The 16,863-nt window shown below is 53.7% G+C and carries 17 protein-coding genes, 1 tRNA gene and 1 pseudogene; 11 read left to right on the forward strand and 8 right to left on the reverse strand.

Annotated features, from left to right (window positions below; genetic code table 11):
- Positions 1-34: 34 nt before the first annotated feature.
- From lsrB to lsrG, 3 genes are read left to right on the forward strand one after another with little or no spacing between them, the layout of a single operon-like run.
- Entirely contained in the window at positions 35-1,057 is a 1,023-nt protein-coding gene (gene lsrB / locus KGP17_RS14720; RefSeq protein ID WP_021806688.1) for an autoinducer 2 ABC transporter substrate-binding protein LsrB, read from the forward strand.
- A gap of 34 nt (positions 1,058-1,091) precedes the next feature.
- Positions 1,092-1,967 carry a 3-hydroxy-5-phosphonooxypentane-2,4-dione thiolase gene (gene lsrF, locus KGP17_RS14725; RefSeq protein ID WP_059201010.1) on the forward strand — a complete coding sequence of 292 codons (876 nt, stop codon included), beginning with the start codon at positions 1,092-1,094 and terminating at the stop codon, positions 1,965-1,967.
- Positions 1,968-2,020: 53 nt separating this feature from the next.
- Positions 2,021-2,332 (forward strand): (4S)-4-hydroxy-5-phosphonooxypentane-2,3-dione isomerase, encoded by a 312-nt coding sequence (gene lsrG, locus KGP17_RS14730; protein ID WP_021806690.1) that lies wholly within the window; start codon positions 2,021-2,023, stop codon positions 2,330-2,332.
- A 49-nt stretch (positions 2,333-2,381) separates the two neighbouring features.
- Here lsrG and KGP17_RS14735 read toward each other — a convergent pair.
- A pseudogene (locus KGP17_RS14735) lies at positions 2,382-2,614 on the reverse strand (glycoside hydrolase family 88 protein); the annotation flags it as partial.
- Positions 2,615-2,780: 166 nt separating this feature from the next.
- Here KGP17_RS14735 and KGP17_RS14740 point away from each other — a divergent pair.
- The 3 genes from KGP17_RS14740 to KGP17_RS14750 all read left to right on the forward strand — a co-directional run bounded on the left by KGP17_RS14740 (position 2,781) and on the right by KGP17_RS14750 (position 4,144).
- A tRNA-Ser gene (locus KGP17_RS14740) sits at positions 2,781-2,870 on the forward strand.
- Positions 2,871-3,452: 582 nt separating this feature from the next.
- The gene (locus KGP17_RS14745; protein WP_021806691.1) at positions 3,453-3,662 is read left to right on the forward strand and encodes a hypothetical protein; all 210 of its coding nucleotides are present in this window, start codon (positions 3,453-3,455) and stop codon (positions 3,660-3,662) included.
- Positions 3,663-3,763: 101 nt separating this feature from the next.
- The gene (locus KGP17_RS14750) at positions 3,764-4,144 is read left to right on the forward strand and encodes a DUF1622 domain-containing protein (RefSeq protein WP_037376011.1); all 381 of its coding nucleotides are present in this window, start codon (positions 3,764-3,766) and stop codon (positions 4,142-4,144) included.
- Positions 4,145-4,181: 37 nt separating this feature from the next.
- Here the strand turns inward: KGP17_RS14750 and KGP17_RS14755 are convergent, their stop codons facing one another.
- Positions 4,182-5,297, reverse strand: a complete 1,116-nt coding sequence (locus KGP17_RS14755; RefSeq protein WP_021806693.1) for a GGDEF domain-containing protein — start codon at positions 5,295-5,297, stop codon at positions 4,182-4,184.
- Between the two features lie 201 nt (positions 5,298-5,498).
- Here KGP17_RS14755 and KGP17_RS14760 point away from each other — a divergent pair, with 201 nt between their 5' ends.
- On the forward strand, positions 5,499-5,984 hold the full coding sequence (locus KGP17_RS14760) for a heme-degrading domain-containing protein (RefSeq protein ID WP_179247600.1): 486 nt from the start codon (positions 5,499-5,501) through the stop codon (positions 5,982-5,984).
- 228 nt (positions 5,985-6,212) lie between these two features.
- On the forward strand, positions 6,213-7,904 hold the full coding sequence (gene dauA / locus KGP17_RS14765; protein ID WP_021806695.1) for a C4-dicarboxylic acid transporter DauA: 1,692 nt from the start codon (positions 6,213-6,215) through the stop codon (positions 7,902-7,904).
- 86 nt (positions 7,905-7,990) lie between these two features.
- Here dauA and kdsA read toward each other — a convergent pair whose 3' ends face one another.
- From kdsA to hemA, 6 genes are read right to left on the reverse strand one after another with little or no spacing between them, the layout of a single operon-like run.
- Complete coding sequence (gene kdsA / locus KGP17_RS14770) at positions 7,991-8,845, reverse strand: 3-deoxy-8-phosphooctulonate synthase (RefSeq protein WP_021181107.1); 855 nt, start codon at positions 8,843-8,845, stop codon at positions 7,991-7,993.
- Positions 8,846-8,883: 38 nt separating this feature from the next.
- Positions 8,884-9,693 (reverse strand): invasion regulator SirB1, encoded by an 810-nt coding sequence (sirB1, locus tag KGP17_RS14775; RefSeq protein ID WP_021806696.1) that lies wholly within the window; start codon positions 9,691-9,693, stop codon positions 8,884-8,886.
- Positions 9,690-10,088 carry a SirB2 family protein gene (locus KGP17_RS14780; RefSeq protein ID WP_021181105.1) on the reverse strand — a complete coding sequence of 133 codons (399 nt, stop codon included), beginning with the start codon at positions 10,086-10,088 and terminating at the stop codon, positions 9,690-9,692. The genes sirB1 and KGP17_RS14780 overlap by 4 nt, the downstream gene beginning before the upstream one ends.
- 18 nt (positions 10,089-10,106) lie before the next feature.
- A complete protein-coding gene (gene prmC, locus KGP17_RS14785) occupies positions 10,107-10,940 on the reverse strand; it encodes a peptide chain release factor N(5)-glutamine methyltransferase (RefSeq protein WP_223497802.1) in 834 nt (277 codons plus the stop codon).
- Entirely contained in the window at positions 10,940-12,025 is a 1,086-nt protein-coding gene (gene prfA, locus KGP17_RS14790; protein WP_021181103.1) for a peptide chain release factor 1, read from the reverse strand. Before prfA ends, prmC begins: the two co-directional genes overlap by 1 nt.
- Positions 12,026-12,057: 32 nt before the next feature.
- A complete protein-coding gene (gene hemA, locus KGP17_RS14795; protein WP_021806698.1) occupies positions 12,058-13,320 on the reverse strand; it encodes a glutamyl-tRNA reductase in 1,263 nt (420 codons plus the stop codon).
- A gap of 491 nt (positions 13,321-13,811) precedes the next feature.
- On the opposite strand from hemA, the gene KGP17_RS14800 reads away from it, so the two are divergent.
- From KGP17_RS14800 to ispE, 3 genes are all read left to right on the forward strand, one after another.
- Positions 13,812-14,957, forward strand: a complete 1,146-nt coding sequence (locus KGP17_RS14800) for a porin (RefSeq protein WP_223497803.1) — start codon at positions 13,812-13,814, stop codon at positions 14,955-14,957.
- Positions 14,958-15,210: 253 nt separating this feature from the next.
- The gene (gene lolB / locus KGP17_RS14805; RefSeq protein ID WP_021181100.1) at positions 15,211-15,831 is read left to right on the forward strand and encodes a lipoprotein insertase outer membrane protein LolB; all 621 of its coding nucleotides are present in this window, start codon (positions 15,211-15,213) and stop codon (positions 15,829-15,831) included.
- Positions 15,831-16,697 carry a 4-(cytidine 5'-diphospho)-2-C-methyl-D-erythritol kinase gene (gene ispE / locus KGP17_RS14810; RefSeq protein ID WP_223497804.1) on the forward strand — a complete coding sequence of 289 codons (867 nt, stop codon included), beginning with the start codon at positions 15,831-15,833 and terminating at the stop codon, positions 16,695-16,697. Before lolB ends, ispE begins: the two co-directional genes overlap by 1 nt.
- Positions 16,698-16,863: the final 166 nt, after the last annotated feature.

The following is a 16,863-nucleotide window of genomic DNA, read 5'->3' on the forward strand; positions in this document are numbered from 1 at the left end:
ACATCTTCTGACAACGCGATATACGGAGAACAACATGAGCCTACAACGTATCAAAAAAATCGCGCTTTTAAGCGTACTCGGCATGGCTTCGCTAAGCATTGGCGTACAGGCAGCAGAGCGCATTGCCTTTATCCCCAAGCTGGTGGGCGTCGGCTTTTTCACCAGCGGCGGTAATGGAGCATTAGAGGCGGGGAAAGAGCTGGGCGTTGACGTAACCTACGATGGCCCAACCGAGCCCAGTGTTTCCGGCCAGGTTCAGTTGATCAATAACTTCGTTAACCAGGGCTATAACGCCATTATCGTCTCTGCCGTCTCCCCGGAAGGACTATGCCCGGCATTAAAACGAGCCATGCAGCGTGGCGTGAAGGTATTGACCTGGGACTCAGACACCAAGCCCGAATGCCGCTCTTATTACATCAATCAGGGTACGCCAGCCCAACTCGGAGGCATGTTGGTCGATATGGCAGCCAATCAGGTGAAGAAAGAAAAGGCCAAAGTCGCCTTCTTCTATTCCAGCCCGACGGTCACCGACCAAAACCAGTGGGTGAATGAAGCCAAACGTAAAATCGAGAAAGACCATCCGGGCTGGGAAGTGGTCACCACGCAGTTTGGTTACAACGATGCCACCAAGTCACTGCAAACCGCCGAAGGGATCCTGAAAGCCTACGGCGATCTGGACGCCATCATCGCCCCGGATGCCAATGCCCTGCCCGCAGCGGCCCAGGCGGCAGAAAACCTCAAGCGTGACAACGTGGCGATTGTGGGGTTCAGCACCCCAAACGTCATGCGCCCTTATATTCAGCGCGGCACGGTTAAAGAGTTCGGCCTGTGGGATGTGGTCGAACAAGGGAAAATTTCGGTTTACGTGGCCAACGCCCTGCTGAAAAACGGTGAATTGAAGGTTGGCGACAAGCTCGACATCCCTGGTGTGGGCCAGGTAGAGGTTTCGCCAAACAGCGTTCAAGGCTATGACTACCAGGCAAAAGGCAATGGCATCGTGCTGCTACCTGAGCGCGTGGTGTTCAATAAAGACAATATCGACAAATACAACTTCTAACCTATCGCCCCGATTATTTGGAGGGAGTAAGACAATGGCTGATTTAGATGACATCAAAGACGGTAAAGACTTCCATATTGACCGGCCGCAGCAAAATGCCCTGTTTAGTTTAAAAGGGTGTGGTGCGCTGGATTGGGGTATGCAGTCCCGCCTGGCACGCATTTTCAACCCCCGCACTAACCGAACCGTGATGCTGGCCTTTGACCACGGCTATTTCCAAGGCCCGACGACCGGGCTGGAGCGGATTGATATCAATATTGCGCCGCTGTTTCAGCATGCAGACGTGTTGATGTGTACCCGGGGTATTCTGCGTAGCGTGATCCCGCCTGCCACTAACAAACCCATCGTCCTGCGCGCTTCAGGAGCAAACTCCATTCTGACTGAATTGAGCAATGAGGCGGTGGCTGTCGCCATGGACGACGCGGTCCGTCTTAATAGCTGTGCCGTCGCCGCGCAGGTTTACATCGGTACGGAACATGAACACCAGTCGATTAAAAACATCATCCAGCTGGTCGATGCAGGTCTTAAAGTCGGCATGCCCACCATGGCGGTGACCGGCGTAGGGAAAGATATGGCGCGCGATCAGCGCTATTTCTCACTGGCCACGCGTATTGCCGCCGAGATGGGGGCGCAAATCATCAAGACTTACTACGTGGATAAAGGGTTCGAACGCATTGTGGCTGGCTGTCCAGTCCCTATCGTCATCGCCGGTGGGAAAAAACTGCCAGAGCGCGAGGCGCTGGAGATGTGCTTCCAGGCCATCGATCAAGGGGCGTCCGGGGTCGATATGGGGCGGAATATTTTCCAGTCAGCAAGCCCGGTTGCCATGATCAAGGCGGTGCACGCCATCGTTCATCAGAACGAAACGGTAGAACACGCCTACGAACTCTTCCTCAGCGAAAAAGGCTGATACGGCTGAAATGCGGGCCGGTTTCCAGGCCCGCCCATTCAAGGAGGCTGATTATGCACGTTACCCTGGTCGAAATTAACGTTCATGACGACAAGGTTGAACGGTTTATCGAGGTGTTTCGGCAAAACCATCTGGGCGCGATCCAGGAAAAGGGCAACCTACGCTTCGATGTGTTACAGGACCCTGACATCCCTACGCGCTTTTATATTTACGAGGCTTACGCCGATGAGCAGGCCGTGGCTTTCCATAAAACGACCCCGCACTACCTGGCCTGTGTCAAAGAGCTGGAGTCTTTGATGACCGGCCCACGCAAAAAGACGGTCTTTATTGGTTTGATGCCCTCACCCACAGGGAAAGGGAGATGATAGCCCCTGCGCTGTTGGGGGAAGAGAGGTTATCTCAGCAACCTCTCTCTTACGGGCCGCGGCAGCAGCCCGTTGCCTGACCACCAGGTATCGAAGTCAGTGGGACCTGGCGATAATAGTCAAGGTTTTTGCCCATCGCGGTTCCGAACGAGGCCTGCATCAGTTCGCCATCGGTGTTGATTTGTTTCCTTGCAGTGCTTTTTCGGCAACCTGCAGATACTTGGCATCGATATACCGTTTGCACACCGACTTGAGGATCCCGAACGCAAAACCGGCGGCTGCGATGGGTGTGGATGTCGATGGGCTAGTAAAACCGGTTTTCCGGCCTTGATTTACGGCAAAGCGACCACGGCTTAACCACCTGAGCTAAAACCGTAAAAATATTCTTGACCGGTTAGCCGACTCTCCCTATAGTAGCGCCCCGTTGCACTGAGCAAGCGCAACGTACGGTGAGGTGTCTGAGTGGCTGAAGGAGCACGCCTGGAAAGTGTGTATACGCGAAAGTGTATCGAGGGTTCGAACCCCTCTCTCACCGCCATATTCCAAGAGAAAGTCTGAACTCACGTTCAGACTTTTTTTTGCATGTACCCCAGTCAGAGAGGGGTGAGAAGCCTCGACAGGGTTCGACAAAATGGCTCGCAGCGCAGAGACATTTTGGACGGCCGACAGGCCGCCCGCAGGGTGAGCTTGCGAATCAAGCCCTCTCTCACCGCCATATTAAATGAGAAAGCCTGGACTAACGTTCAGGCTTTTTTATTGCATGTACCCCAATCAGAGAGGGGTGAGAAACCTCGACAGGGTTCGACAAAATGGCTCGCAGCGCAGAGACATTTTGGACGGCCGACAGGCCGCCCGCAGGGTGAGCTTGCGAATCAAGTCCGATCTCACCGCCATATTCTAAAGAAAAAGTCTGAATTCACGCTCAGACTTTTTTGCATGTCCCCTTTCTTTTGGTAAAAGGCCAGTCTGAGTGGCGCGGCTTCAAGGTAGTGGTAAACGTCACAACGATAAAAACGGACAATTTATCGCCACACTCCGTTTAAACAAAAGTTAGAAAGTATTTGCTACAATACCCATAGCGTTATAATTTAGTTACTTTACTCAGGATACAGGTATCATCATGACTAATCAGCACACTGGCGGCGAATTGACTGAAGAACAAAAACAAGAAATTGACTTAATAGCGTTACAACGAGTCGAGGCAATGAATAGCGACGAATTCCTTTGCCAGCGCATTGACGAAAAAGTTCACGCGATGGAAGAACACCTCAAGGCTTATTTCAACAGGTGTTTTTCACTCCACTTAAACAACAAGCATAGCGAAAAGTAAAATCCTTTACGGGCCTGAGCTAAAACGCCCTATTCCAAGCCATTCACTAAACACGGTTTGTTGGTGAGAGGCTGATAAACATGGAAAATGGAGCTATCTAATTGGAAAGTATCAAAGAAATAATTATCTATTTCTCTCTAATGCTACAGGTTTTTTTAGAGTTTCTATCCGTTATTTGCGTTTTTGTCGGGTTGGTAAAGGCACTTTATACCACAATAACCAAAGTTAAAAGTCAGTCTATACTCTATTTAATCAGGGCGCGCTTTGGAACCTGGCTTGCTTTGGCGTTAGAGTTTCAATTAGCGGCTGATATCTTGGCAACGACAATCAACCCTAGCATGGAGGAGTTGATTAAACTGGTCATCATTGCCGTGATACGTACATTCCTTAATTACTTTTTATCTAAAGAGTTAGATTATGCCGAAAACAATGTTGCTGTCGAAGCTAAAACCGACGCAACAACGCTGGAAGGAAAAAAGTAAAGACGTAAAAAAAAGCACGGTTAACTCCTGGGCCAGGCTAAGACTTCTTAGCCGCCATAGGGCTAAACTTCCTCCCCAACTGGGATAACAACATCAACCGGCTGCTGACCACGCGGTTTTTACCCTCGCGTTTAGCGTCATACAGCGCTTCATCCGTCATTTCTATCGCTTTCTCCACCGACATACCGGCCAGATAGAGCGAGGTCCCGATGGAGATGGTCATGCGGATCGGATACCCGTTATCGGTAATAAAATCAAATCCTTCCACCCTGCTGCGAATACGTTCCGCCACGGCAGCAATCTGCTGCGGTTCATAGCTGGAAGTGATGACCATAAACTCCTCGCCACCGTAGCGCCCGACAAAGTCTTCATCGCGAACGCACTCTTGCAAAATGGCCCCTACGCTGGCTAACACACCGTCACCGGCCAAATGGCCATAGGTGTCATTGACCTGTTTGAAATTATCCAAATCCAGCAACATCAGGCCACAAGACTCTCGTTGAGCATGCTGCAGCATCATTTTGTAGTCCACACTGGCACGGTTGTTGATGTGGGTCAGACTGTCGGTCGTCGCCTTGTTGCGCATGGAGAAAAAGGCGTTGATATGGCGCTCTTTAAAGCTCAGGGCGTGGTAGCAAATCGCCAGGCAAAGCGCCGATGCAGCCTGATACAACAGAATATCCAGCCACAGTTCACGGAAGTTGACGAACAAGCCGACCACGGCAATACGGTAAAGCGCAATGATACCGATGGTAAGGTAAAACACCCGGTTCGATTTTTTCCGCCAGACCCCCGATAGCAACAGCGGCAAGATGATCGAACCGATAAACAGATTATCCAGCGTGAAGCCGCCGTTAAAGCCAAAGTTTACCAGATAGCACACTATCCCACTGACTGCACCTCCGAAAAACAGCACCAAAATCATCGGGATCATGGCAAAGCTGTAATAAATATTACCGGTGAGCAACAGCCGAGACTGATTCAGATACAACACCGCCAGCCCTGCCAGCACACCAAATAACACCCGTTTCCACACGGCGGACTGGAAGGAAAAAGGGGCATTTTTGCTAAGCGCAAAGTAGGCGACCGACAGCGTGGCATAGGTGATGCACGCGTCACTGTAAAAAGACGAGATCGACGCAATATATGTCATAACTATTCGGCATACTCCAGGATGCGGCAATGAAGTTTTTCGGGTTATTTTTGACAACGGCCCCCTGTAATACCGCTTCCGACAGCGCTCATCATACTAAAAATCACAATGACTAGGCGGGTATATGTTATTGCCAGGCAATCTATGTCCTATCCTCAATTCAGGATAGTCTGTTATCCATCACACCACGGGGAAAATCTGATGAATATCGATGATGAATTGCAAGCGCTGGTGACCCAAGAAACGGACCTTACCTTCCACCATTTCGACCATGCCACCGCGTGGGAGCTGGGTGTAGCGCTAAAAAATGCCGCAGAACATCGCCAATTACCCATCGCTATCGAAATTCAGCTGAACGGACAAACGCTGTTTTATTACGCCATGCCAGGGGCAACGCCAGACATTGCCGACTGGGTGCGGCGCAAGCGCAACGTGGTCAACCATTTTCATAAAAGCTCTTATGCCGTGGGCTTACGCCTGCAACAGCGGCAGGTTACGCTGGAGGAAAGATATGGCCTTAGCGTACGTGACTATGCCGCCCACGGCGGCGCATTCCCTATCAACCTGCTCAATGTGGGTTGCGTCGGTTCCATCTCGCTTTCTGGCTCTCCGCAGCTCGAAGACCATCATCTGTTGGTCAGCACTCTTGCTCTGTTTCTCGGCTTATCCTTACCCGCAGTACACTAAGCGATAAAAGCTGCGCTTTTCCCCCCATCCGCAGCGAACGATCTGCACAGGCTGGCGCTTGGCGCACATAGTCCGCTGAAAAAATATAAATTAATCACAATCCAGATGCTTTGATACAAATCTAGGTATCGGCGGGCAGAAAGGGGTATGGTATCTACCAGCTATTCCGAGACGGACCTCCATGGCCCGCCATTCCGTTCTCTTTTATAGACTTGGTTTGCAACTTTGATGAAAACGCACGAAATCAACGGTATCCGCCCTTTCAGCGCCCTGATAGATGCCTGCTGGCGCGAGCCCTATTCCCTTCAACGTCTACTGAAAGATGCCATTGCCGGGGTTACCGTCGGCATCATTGCCATACCGCTGGCGATGGCGCTAGCCATTGCCAGCGGCGTTCCCCCACAGTATGGGCTGTATACCGCCGCCATTGCTGGCATCGTGATCGCCGTCAGCGGCGGTTCGCGCTACAGCGTTTCCGGCCCCACCGCGGCGTTTGTGGTGATCCTGTTCCCCGTTTCACAGCAGTTTGGGCTCTCTGGCTTATTGATTGCCACCATGCTGTCCGGCGTATTCCTGCTGATTATGGGGTTAGCGCGGCTTGGCCGCCTGATCGAGTACATTCCACTTTCGGTCACGCTTGGGTTTACCTCCGGGATTGCCATTACCATCGCCACCATGCAGGTGAAGGATTTCTTTGGCTTACAGCTGGCGGAAGTACCGGAAAACTACATCGGTAAGGTGAATGCGCTGTTGCATGCTTTACCCACCTTGGACTATGGCGATACGTTGATTGGCGTGGTCACTCTGGTAGTCCTGCTGCTCTGGCCAAAGCTGGGGCTGCGTATTCCCGGCCACCTGCCCGCCTTGTTGGCTGGCACCGCAGTGATGGCTATCCTGGCTCAGTTCGATCATCAGGTTGCGACCATTGGCTCTCGTTTCAGTTTCGAACTGGCCGACGGCAGCCAAGGCCAAGGTATCCCGCCGATCCTGCCGCAGTGGTTATTGCCCTGGCATCTGCCTGCTGGCGATGGTAAACCGACGGAACTAAGCTGGCAGCTGCTTTCCGCTCTATTACCGGCAGCCTTTTCCATGGCGATGCTTGGGGCGATCGAATCGCTGCTTTGCGCGGTAGTGTTGGATGGCATGACGGGCAAAAAGCACCACTCCAACGCCGAACTGATTGGCCAGGGCGCGGGTAACATCATCGCCCCGTTCTTCGGGGGGATCACCGCAACCGCCGCCATTGCCCGCTCGGCAGCCAACGTGCGTGCAGGGGCAACCTCACCGGTTTCGGCAATCATCCACTCGTTAATGGTGCTGCTGTCCTTGCTGATGCTGGCACCGTGGCTGTCCTACTTACCGCTGGCGGCGATGGCTTCGCTGTTGCTATTGGTTGCCTGGAACATGAGCGAGGCGCATAAAGTGGTTTATCTGCTGCGCCGGGCGCCGAAAGACGACATTTTGGTGATGCTGCTGTGTATGTCGCTAACGGTACTGTTTGATATGGTGATTGCCATTACCGTTGGCATCGTACTGGCCTCACTGCTGTTTATGCGCCGAATCGCACGCATGACCCGCCTAAGCGAGTTGAGCGCCGAAGATGGCCGGCTGGTGCTGCGCGTCAACGGTCCGCTGTTCTTCGCCGCTGCCGAACGCGTGTTCAACGATCTGCTGGTACGCGGTGAAAACTATCACACCATCGTACTGCAATGGGATGCCGTGCCGGTGCTGGATGCCGGGGGGCTCAACGCGTTGCAACGTTATATCGACGCCCTGCCCGCCGAAAAACAGCTGGTGATCACCGATATTCCATTCCAGCCGCTAAAAACCCTGGCTCGTGCTCGCATGAAGCCAATCGATGGCAAGCTGCATTTCTACCCCACCCTGCCAGAAGCGCTCACCGCGCTGAACGCCCACTAAAGCAAAAGGCCCGACAGCTTAATGTCGGGCCTTCAGATTGGCGGGCGCAGCATGCGCGCCCCCACTGAGCGATTTGTCAGCAGTCGTTAGTTGCTGGTATCCAGCTCAGCAAAGCTTTTCACCAGATCGTCGATGGCTTTCATCTGTACCAGGAACGGTTCCAGCTTATCCAACGGCAGCGCCGAAGGACCATCGCATTTGGCATTGCTTGGATCTGGGTGCGCCTCGATAAACAGGCCAGCCAAACCTACCGCCATACCGGCACGAGCCAGCTCGGCAACCTGCGCACGGCGGCCGCCTGAGGCCGCACCAAACGGATCGCGGGTTTGCAGGGCGTGGGTCACGTCGAAGATCACCGGATGGCCACCGGTCACGTTCTTCATCACGTTGATACCCAACATGTCGACCACCAGGTTGTCATAGCCAAAGTTGCTGCCGCGATCGCACAGGATAACCTGATCGTTGCCGCCTTCTTTGAATTTATCGACGATATTGCCCATCTGGCCCGGGCTGACGAACTGCGGTTTCTTGACGTTGATCACCGCGCCGGTTTTCGCCATGGCTTCAACCAGGTCGGTCTGGCGTGCCAGGAAGGCGGGCAGCTGGATCACATCAACTACTTCAGAAACTGGCTGCGCCTGTGCGGCTTCGTGCACATCGGTGATAATTTTCACGCCGAAGGTGCTTTTGATTTCCTGGAAAATCTTCATCCCTTCTTCCAGGCCTGGGCCACGGTAAGAATGGATAGATGAACGGTTGGCTTTATCAAAAGAGGCTTTGAAAACGTAAGGGATGCCCAGTTTTTGCGTCACGGTGACGTAGTGTTCGCAGATGCGCATCGCCAAATCGCGTGATTCCAGTACGTTCATACCGCCGAACAGTACAAACGGCAGATCGTTCGCTACCTTGATGTCGCCAATGCTGACTACTTTCTGTTCCATGCTTGCACCTTATTGATTAATAAATCGGAATCAGTGAATTAATGCAGCGTGACCTGCTTGAGCTCGATGGAGTGGATTTGAATTTTTATCACTTCACTCACCGGGTCTTCAGGACACTGCTCGACAAAATAGTTGAGATCGGAAATGGCGATATGGTTGCATTCCAGCTGGGCATAAATCAAACCACGGTCGCGGATCTCGTAAGGGTCGTCCGGGTCAAAACTCAGCACCGCCTCGCTGGCTCGCAATGCAATTTCCATCTGCTTTTCATCCATCAGCGCGGCTTTCAGCGTATCGAGCATCTTACGCACCACCAGAATGTTTTCCGATTCGTCCAGATCGTCATCTTCCAGTTCAGCCCCCAGCCCCAGATTACCCTTGAGCCAAACCTGCAACTGATGTTCGTTAAGCGTTTCCCCGTTCAGCGGGTTGACCAGCCACATCTCCTCATCCAGCCAGTCAGCACGCATGATCAACTGAGTGGGGAAAATCACCGGCATCAGCGGCAGATCCAACTGGTGGGCAATATGCAGGAAAATGGTTCCCAGAGAGACTGGCGTACCTTGGCGGGCTTCCAACACCTTATCCAGCCAGATAGCGTCAGAGAGCCGATAAACACCGCTGGCACCGCCGAATCCCCAGGTTTTAAAGAATAACTCGATAAGCGCTTCCAACTGCTGATCCTGGTTGAGATCGTCCGGGATGATTGCGCGCGCTTCTTCACTCAACTGTTGTAACTTGCGCTCAACTTCCGCCACCGGAAAGTCCCGCCGAATGATCTTTGATACCAGGATCACCCCCTCACTCAGTGAGGAAGTGTTAAATTCAAAATCGGCAATGCTGCTCATAGGTATCCCATCAAGAACGGTATTTTGGTCGTGGCAAGTTTAACGATCAGATACAGACAGCCCAGTGCCAGAACGAATGCCAAGGTGCGGATATTCCAGCTTTGCGTCTTCTTGCCCAAGGCGACATAGCCCAACAGGATATAGATAATAACGCCAAACAACTTCTCGGTCAGCCACGAGTCCATGCCAAGCAGTGGGTAAAGTTTGAACATCACCACCAGGGCAATACCGGTGGCAAACAGCACCGTATCATTGATATGCGGCGTGATCTTTACCCAGCGCTTGTTGCTCATCGGCGATGCACGCCACTTCCAGAAGAAACGCAGTACAAACAACGTAATGCTGATGGCTACCGTTAATAAATGCAGATGTTTTAGCGCCATGTAAGCGGCCATAGTGGTTTCCTCGGTTTCTTATAGTGGTTTTTGGCCCAGAGTCACGCGATCGTTGCCGCCATAGTCGCGATGCGTTGCCACCGCGATAAATCCCGCAGCATTCAACAGCGTACGTACATTTTCACCCTGTTGCCAACCGTGCTCAAGCAACAGCCAACCCTGCGGCTCTAAATAATCTGCGGCCTGCTGCACGATCGCCGCCAGATCGGCCAGACCCTGCTCGGCGGCCACTAGCGCACTGCCAGGTTCAAAGCGGACATCGCCCTGCGCAAGGTGAGGATCGGCTTCATCAATATAGGGGGGGTTACTGGCGATCAGCGCAAACTGTTGCCCGGCCACCGGCGTAAACCAGCTCCCTAGCAAAAAGCGCGCATTGTTAACCGCCAGTTTTTGCGCGTTATGCTGCGCCAGCGCCACGGCTTCCGGTTGCAGATCGATGCCGGTAAGCTGGCAGTCTGGCCGTTCGCTGGCTAACGCGAGAGCAATCGCGCCAGTGCCAGTGCCAAGATCCAGAATGGCACACGGCTTTGCTGGCAGACGCTCCAGAGCCAACTCCACCAAACATTCGGTATCCGGGCGCGGGATTAGCGTAGCGGGCGAAACCGACAGCGGAAGCGACCAGAACTCACGCTCGCCAACCAGATACGCCACCGGTTCCCCTCGTTCACGGCGAGCCAGCAGCACCGTTAGCTTCTCAGCCTGCTCTGCCGTCAGCGGAGTTTCGCCAAATGCCAACAGGTAGGTTCTGGCCCGACCGGTTACGAAACCCAACAGGATCTCCGCATCACGTTTGGCGCTATCACTGTGCGTCAGGCGTAAGGTCGCGGTTTTCAGCCAGGTTTGATAATCCATTACTCAGGCTCGGCAGAGAGTGCAGCCAACTGATCGGCCTGGTATTCCTGCACGATCGGCTGGATTAGCATATCCAGCTTGCCTTCCATCACCTCATCCAGACGATACAGCGTCAGGTTGATGCGGTGGTCGGTCACACGCCCCTGCGGGAAGTTATAGGTACGGTTACGATCAGAACGGTCGCCGGTGCCCAGCAGGTTGCGGCGGGTGGAAGCCTCTGCCAACTGGCGTTTCGCCATCTCTGCCGCGCGGATACGTGCCCCAAGCACCGACATCGCCTTGGCTTTGTTCTTGTGCTGTGAACGTTCGTCCTGGCATTCAACCACAATGCCGGTTGGCAAGTGGGTAATACGGATCGCCGAATCGGTGGTGTTAACGTGCTGACCACCGGCCCCGGAAGAACGGAAGGTATCGATTTTCAGATCGCCCGCGTTGATTTCTGGCAGCTCCGCCTCTGGCACCGCTGGCATCACCGCCACCGTGCAGGCAGAGGTATGAATACGGCCCTGGGATTCGGTTTCCGGCACGCGTTGAACGCGGTGACCGCCAGATTCAAACTTCAGTTGACCGTAAACGCCGTCGCCAGACACTTTGGCAATCACCTCTTTGTAACCGCCGTGCTCGCCCACGTTTTCGCTCATGATCTCAACTCGCCAGCGGCGAGTTTCAGCGTAACGGCTATACATACGGAACAGATCGCCAGCAAAGATGGCCGCTTCGTCGCCACCGGTTCCGGCGCGCACTTCGAGGAAGCAGTCGCGCTCATCGTCCGGATCCTTGGGCAGCAGTAACACCTGCAGCTGTTGTTCCAGTTCTTCCGTCGCCGCTTTGGCCTGTTTCAGCTCTTCCTGCGCCATTTCACGCATTTCCGGATCGTCCAGCATCATTTCTGCCGTGGCGAGATCGTCCTGCACCTGACGCCATTCCAGAAAACAACGGCTGACGTCGGTCAACTGCGCATATTCGCGCGACAGGCCACGGAACCGATCCTGATCGGCAATGACACTGGCATCGCCGAGCAGCGCCTGAACTTCTTCATGGCGCTCTTGTAACGCTTCCAGTTTGGCAACAATAGAAGGCTTCATGCGTGGTTTTAAACCCTGTTAATAAAAGAGAACTAATGCTGATCCAGCCCGAGGCTGTCGCGTAAAATGTGCAACCGCTCCATGTCGCCGTCACCGGCGGCCTGCTGGAGGGATTTGGTAGGGGCATGAATAAGACGATTGGTTAATCTGTGGGCCAGCTCATGGATCACCTGCTCCACGTTAGCGCCTTGAGCAATCGCTGCCAGCGCTTTTGACTCCATTTCCGCACGGATTTGATCGGCCTGCGAACGGTAGTCTCTGATGGTATCTGTCGCGCCCTGTGAGCGCAGCCAGGTCATGAAATTGCTGCTTTCCTGCTGCACAATGGTCTCGGCCTGTACGGCCGCCGCCTGCCGTTGTGCCATATTGCTCTGAATAATGGCCTGCAGGTCATCCACGGTGTAGAGATAGGCGTTCGCCAGTTTACCCACTTCCGGCTCTATATCGCGCGGAACGGCAATATCCACCAGCAACATTGGCTGGTTGCGGCGTGCCTTCAGGGCCCGCTCGACCATGCCCTTGCCGATGATGGGCAACGGGCTGGCGGTGGAGCTGATAATGATATCGGCATCTGCCAGGCGTGCGTCAATCTCCGGCAATGAGATCACCTCTGCCCCCACCTCTTGCGCCAAGACCTGGGCGCGTTCACGGGTGCGGTTAGCGATGATCATATGCTGCACTTTATGCTCACGCAGATGGCGGGCAACCAGCTCGATCGTTTCCCCCGCGCCGACCAACAGCACATTCAGTTCGGCAAGAGATTCGAAGATTTGACGCGCCAACGCACAGGCGGCAAAGGCAACGGATACCGCGCTGGCACCGATTTCGGTTTCAGTGCGTACACGCTTGGCAACGGAGAAGGATTTCTGAAACAGGCGCTCCAGCTCACCGGAAAGTGACTGACCACGCTGGGATTCGGCAAAAGCTTTCTTTACCTGCCCGAGGATCTGGGGTTCACCCAGTACCAAAGAGTCTAACCCGCTGGCAACGCGCATCAGGTGGCTGACGGCCTCGTCGCCGTGATGCCAATACAGGCTTTTGCGCACGTCTTCCGCACGCAGATGGTGATAATCACATAACCAGGCTACCAGTTGTTCATGCAGATGATCCTGCTGCTCCACGCTGAGGTACAGCTCGGTGCGGTTACAGGTAGACAGCACAACGCCGCCCTGCACCAATGGCTGTTGCAGCAAGCTATTCAGCGCCTTGTCGATCGACTCTGGGGAGAAGGTCACCCGTTCTCGCAGAGAAACCGGAGCGGTTTTGTGATTAATACCTAACGCCAGAAGGGTCATTGCTTCGAGTAATACTTCTCTTGGTACGGGTTCTCGTTGTCCGGCATTCTACTTGATGCGCGACATCAATTAAAGTGACAACCGCATCTTCCGGCCAATCGCTGGTATTGGCGGGACAAATCAGTCAGCACGACAAAACTCGGTATGTTTCAAACTCATCAGAAACCTCAAGGGAAAAACGCTGAAATGCAGCGCTACCCCTTGCAAACGCCCCTTTCAGCCTGCCTGGCGACATCCTTAGTATTCCCACTGCTTAACATTACACATTACTGATAATCGCAATAAGTTACGGTTTCCATTGTTTTAATTGCAATTTTTTCGGCATGTTCCCATAATCCCGAAAAATGATTAGCTGACAAACTATTTACATAGAAACCGTTTCGGAATTTCACTTTTTGTTTCCGGAAAGTGAGCAAACCAGAAAGCCCCAGGCTGTGTTGGCCGATGGATGGGTTTTCGTATCTTGAGCAGCACGTAAGAAGGGACGTTCAATGAAATTACGTAGATTAAGCCAGGCGGTTACCGCAGGGCTCATAGCGGGTTGTAGCGCATTCGCAGCACATGCTGAAATCACCCTAATAAAGCAGGACCCGCAAGCGGGCGATCCCCTTAGCCGCCTCACCTTTACCGTTGGCGGCAGTATTCGTCCTCAGTTCAATATGATGACTGGCGATGGCGATAACGGCTCTTATAAACGCAACGGTTTTGACGGCGGCACACGTTTTCGCTTCGCCACCGATTACTATCTGTTCGACGACATCAGTTGGATCAACTATTACGAGTTAGGCGTCAACATCCCGGCTCTGTTCAGTTGGGACAATCACTACGCCGAGGGTGCCAACAACACCTCGCGGCGCATGCTGTATACCGGTTTAAAAAGCAAAACCTGGGGCCAATTGACCTACGGTAAGCAAAACAGCGTTTATTACGACGTGGTCGGGGCCAAAACCGACATCTGGGATTACGACATGCTTGCCCAAGCGCCGGGCAACGGCATTAACGGCGATTATGACGGTTCCTATCGTTCACGCAGCATGCTGAAATATAAAAATACCTTTGGCGACGCTGACCTTTATGCCGCTTACCTGTTCAACGACGATGAATACTTGCCAGGTAACGGCCTGCGCTACAAGCGCAAGGGCGGCGGTTCGCTGGGTGTGGATTATCACTTGACCAAAGACCTCACCTGGGGCACCGCCTGGAACTACACCAGCGCCGAGATGCGCAACCCCAATAATAACGACAACAAAGACTATAATCAGAACATCATCGGTACCGCATTGAGCTGGAAGCCGGATAACTGGACGCTCAGCTTCGGCGGCGGCTGGTATGACAACTACCTGACTACCAAGAAGAAGGATGTTAACAACTACTTCGCAGGGGATGCCTGGGGGATTGAATACTTCGCCGGTTATAGCTTCCCGGTTGGCGAATACGCGGTGAAATCCATCATGCCTTACTTTATGGGCGACCGCCTGCAGTACACCACTGGCCGCGATTACCAGCGTATTGATAATGGCTTGGGGATCTCCTTCCAGTTTGACTACGGTTTCCGCGCCGACGTCGAACACGTGCTGACGTCCAGCACCGATAATCTGGGCGATATGACGGTTGTTCGTTTACGTTACGATTTCTGACCCACCAAAGCGCGCCATTATACGGCGCGCTTAGAGGATAGACTCGCTCTGAAGGGGCGTAGCATGCTACGCCCACAGATTTCCAACCCAAAAAGTTCCGCCATCGTTTACAATCCTCCCCACGCCAGACACCACCCTTGCCGCAAGGCTTTTGCGCTATTGTATTATTGACGTTACGCCACTCGCCCGTTAGCGTGGTGGCAGAAATGCTAACCCGCACTGCCCCGCAAGGACAAAAGGACAACAAAACGTTATGCCTATCCGCAAAGTTAGTTTGCTTCGCCTGATCCCATTAGCCAGCCTGGTGCTGACGGCCTGTACCCTCACCAAGCCTGGCCCGGCCACCAGCCCGACGTCTCCGCAGTGGCTCGCTCATGAGCAAGCGGTGCAACAGCTTGAGCAATATCAGACCCGGGGCGCTTTCGCTTACCTTACCGATCAGAAGAAAGTCTATGCTCGCTTCTTCTGGCAACAATACACGCCCGACCGCTACCGCCTGCTGCTGACCAATCCGCTTGGCAGCACCGAGCTTGAACTTAACGTGCAAAAAAGCGTAGTGCAGCTAACGGATAACCAGGGTAAACGCTATGTCAGCGACAACCCGGAAGAGATGATCCGCAAGCTGACCGGCATGCAGATCCCGCTGGATAACCTGCGCCAGTGGATGCTTGGCCTGCCAGGACAAGCCACCGACTTCAGCCTGGACTCCCAGTACCGCCTGAACAAGCTGACCTACAAACAGGGCGATCTGACCTGGGTTGTCACCTATCAGGACTACAACACCGATCTGAAAATCCCGTTACCGAGCCGCCTTGAGCTGCAACAGGGCGATCAACGCATCAAGCTGAAAATGGATAACTGGACGCTCAAGTGATGATCCACCAATGGCCCTCCCCGGCAAAGCTGAACCTGTTTCTCTATATCACCGGCCGTCGAGCAGACGGCTACCATCAGTTGCAAACGCTGTTCCAGTTCCTGGATTACGGCGATACGCTCACCATCGTTCCCCGCCAGGATGACCAGATCCAGCTGCTAACGCCCGTAGAAGGGGTGCCAGATGAGCAGAACCTGATTGTCCGCGCCGCTCGTCTGTTACAGCACCATTGCACTACCCATTCCATTGCCACCCTTCCCCGTGGGGCAGACATCGGCATCGACAAGCGCTTGCCGATGGGTGGCGGCCTTGGCGGCGGCTCTTCCAACGCGGCGACGGTACTGGTCGCGCTGAATGAACTTTGGCAATGTGGCCTGAGCGACGACCAGTTGGCCGATATGGGGCTAACCCTAGGTGCCGATGTCCCGGTTTTTGTGCGCGGCCATGCGGCATTTGCCGAAGGGATTGGTGAGCAGTTACAGCCAGCAAATCCGGTAGAAAAGTGGTATTTGGTCGCTCATCCCGGTGTCAGCATCCCCACACCGGTGATTTTTGCCGATGCCGAATTAAAAAGAGACACCCCGGTTCGCCCGCTGAACGCCCTATTACAGGCACCTTACGCAAATGATTGCGAACCGATCGCAAGAAAACGTTTTCGCGAGGTTGAACAGCTTCTTTCATGGCTGTTACAATACGCGCCGTCACGCCTGACTGGCACAGGTGCTTGTGTGTTTGCAGAATTCGACTCCGAGCCCGCCGCTCTTCAGGTGTTAAATCAAGCCCCGGCCTGGTTGCGTGGATTTGTAGCGCGTGGCGTTAACGTCTCACCACTACATCGCATCCGTTCCGGGCAGTTTGAGCCGTAGCTCAACGTGTCGTTGCGCAGGGTCGTCTACCTGGCCCTGTCATCTCTGCGCTGCTCTGCAGTTCAAGTTAGTTTTACACACCCGTATGTATATTGCGTCGGCGTCGCCAACTGCCCCTTGGCGAAGACCGTATGACAATATCTTCTCTGGACGCATGCTGAGGTTC

It is taken from the genome of Serratia sp. JSRIV001 (assembly GCF_019968745.1).
GTDB classification, from domain to species: domain Bacteria; phylum Pseudomonadota; class Gammaproteobacteria; order Enterobacterales; family Enterobacteriaceae; genus Chania; species Chania fonticola_B.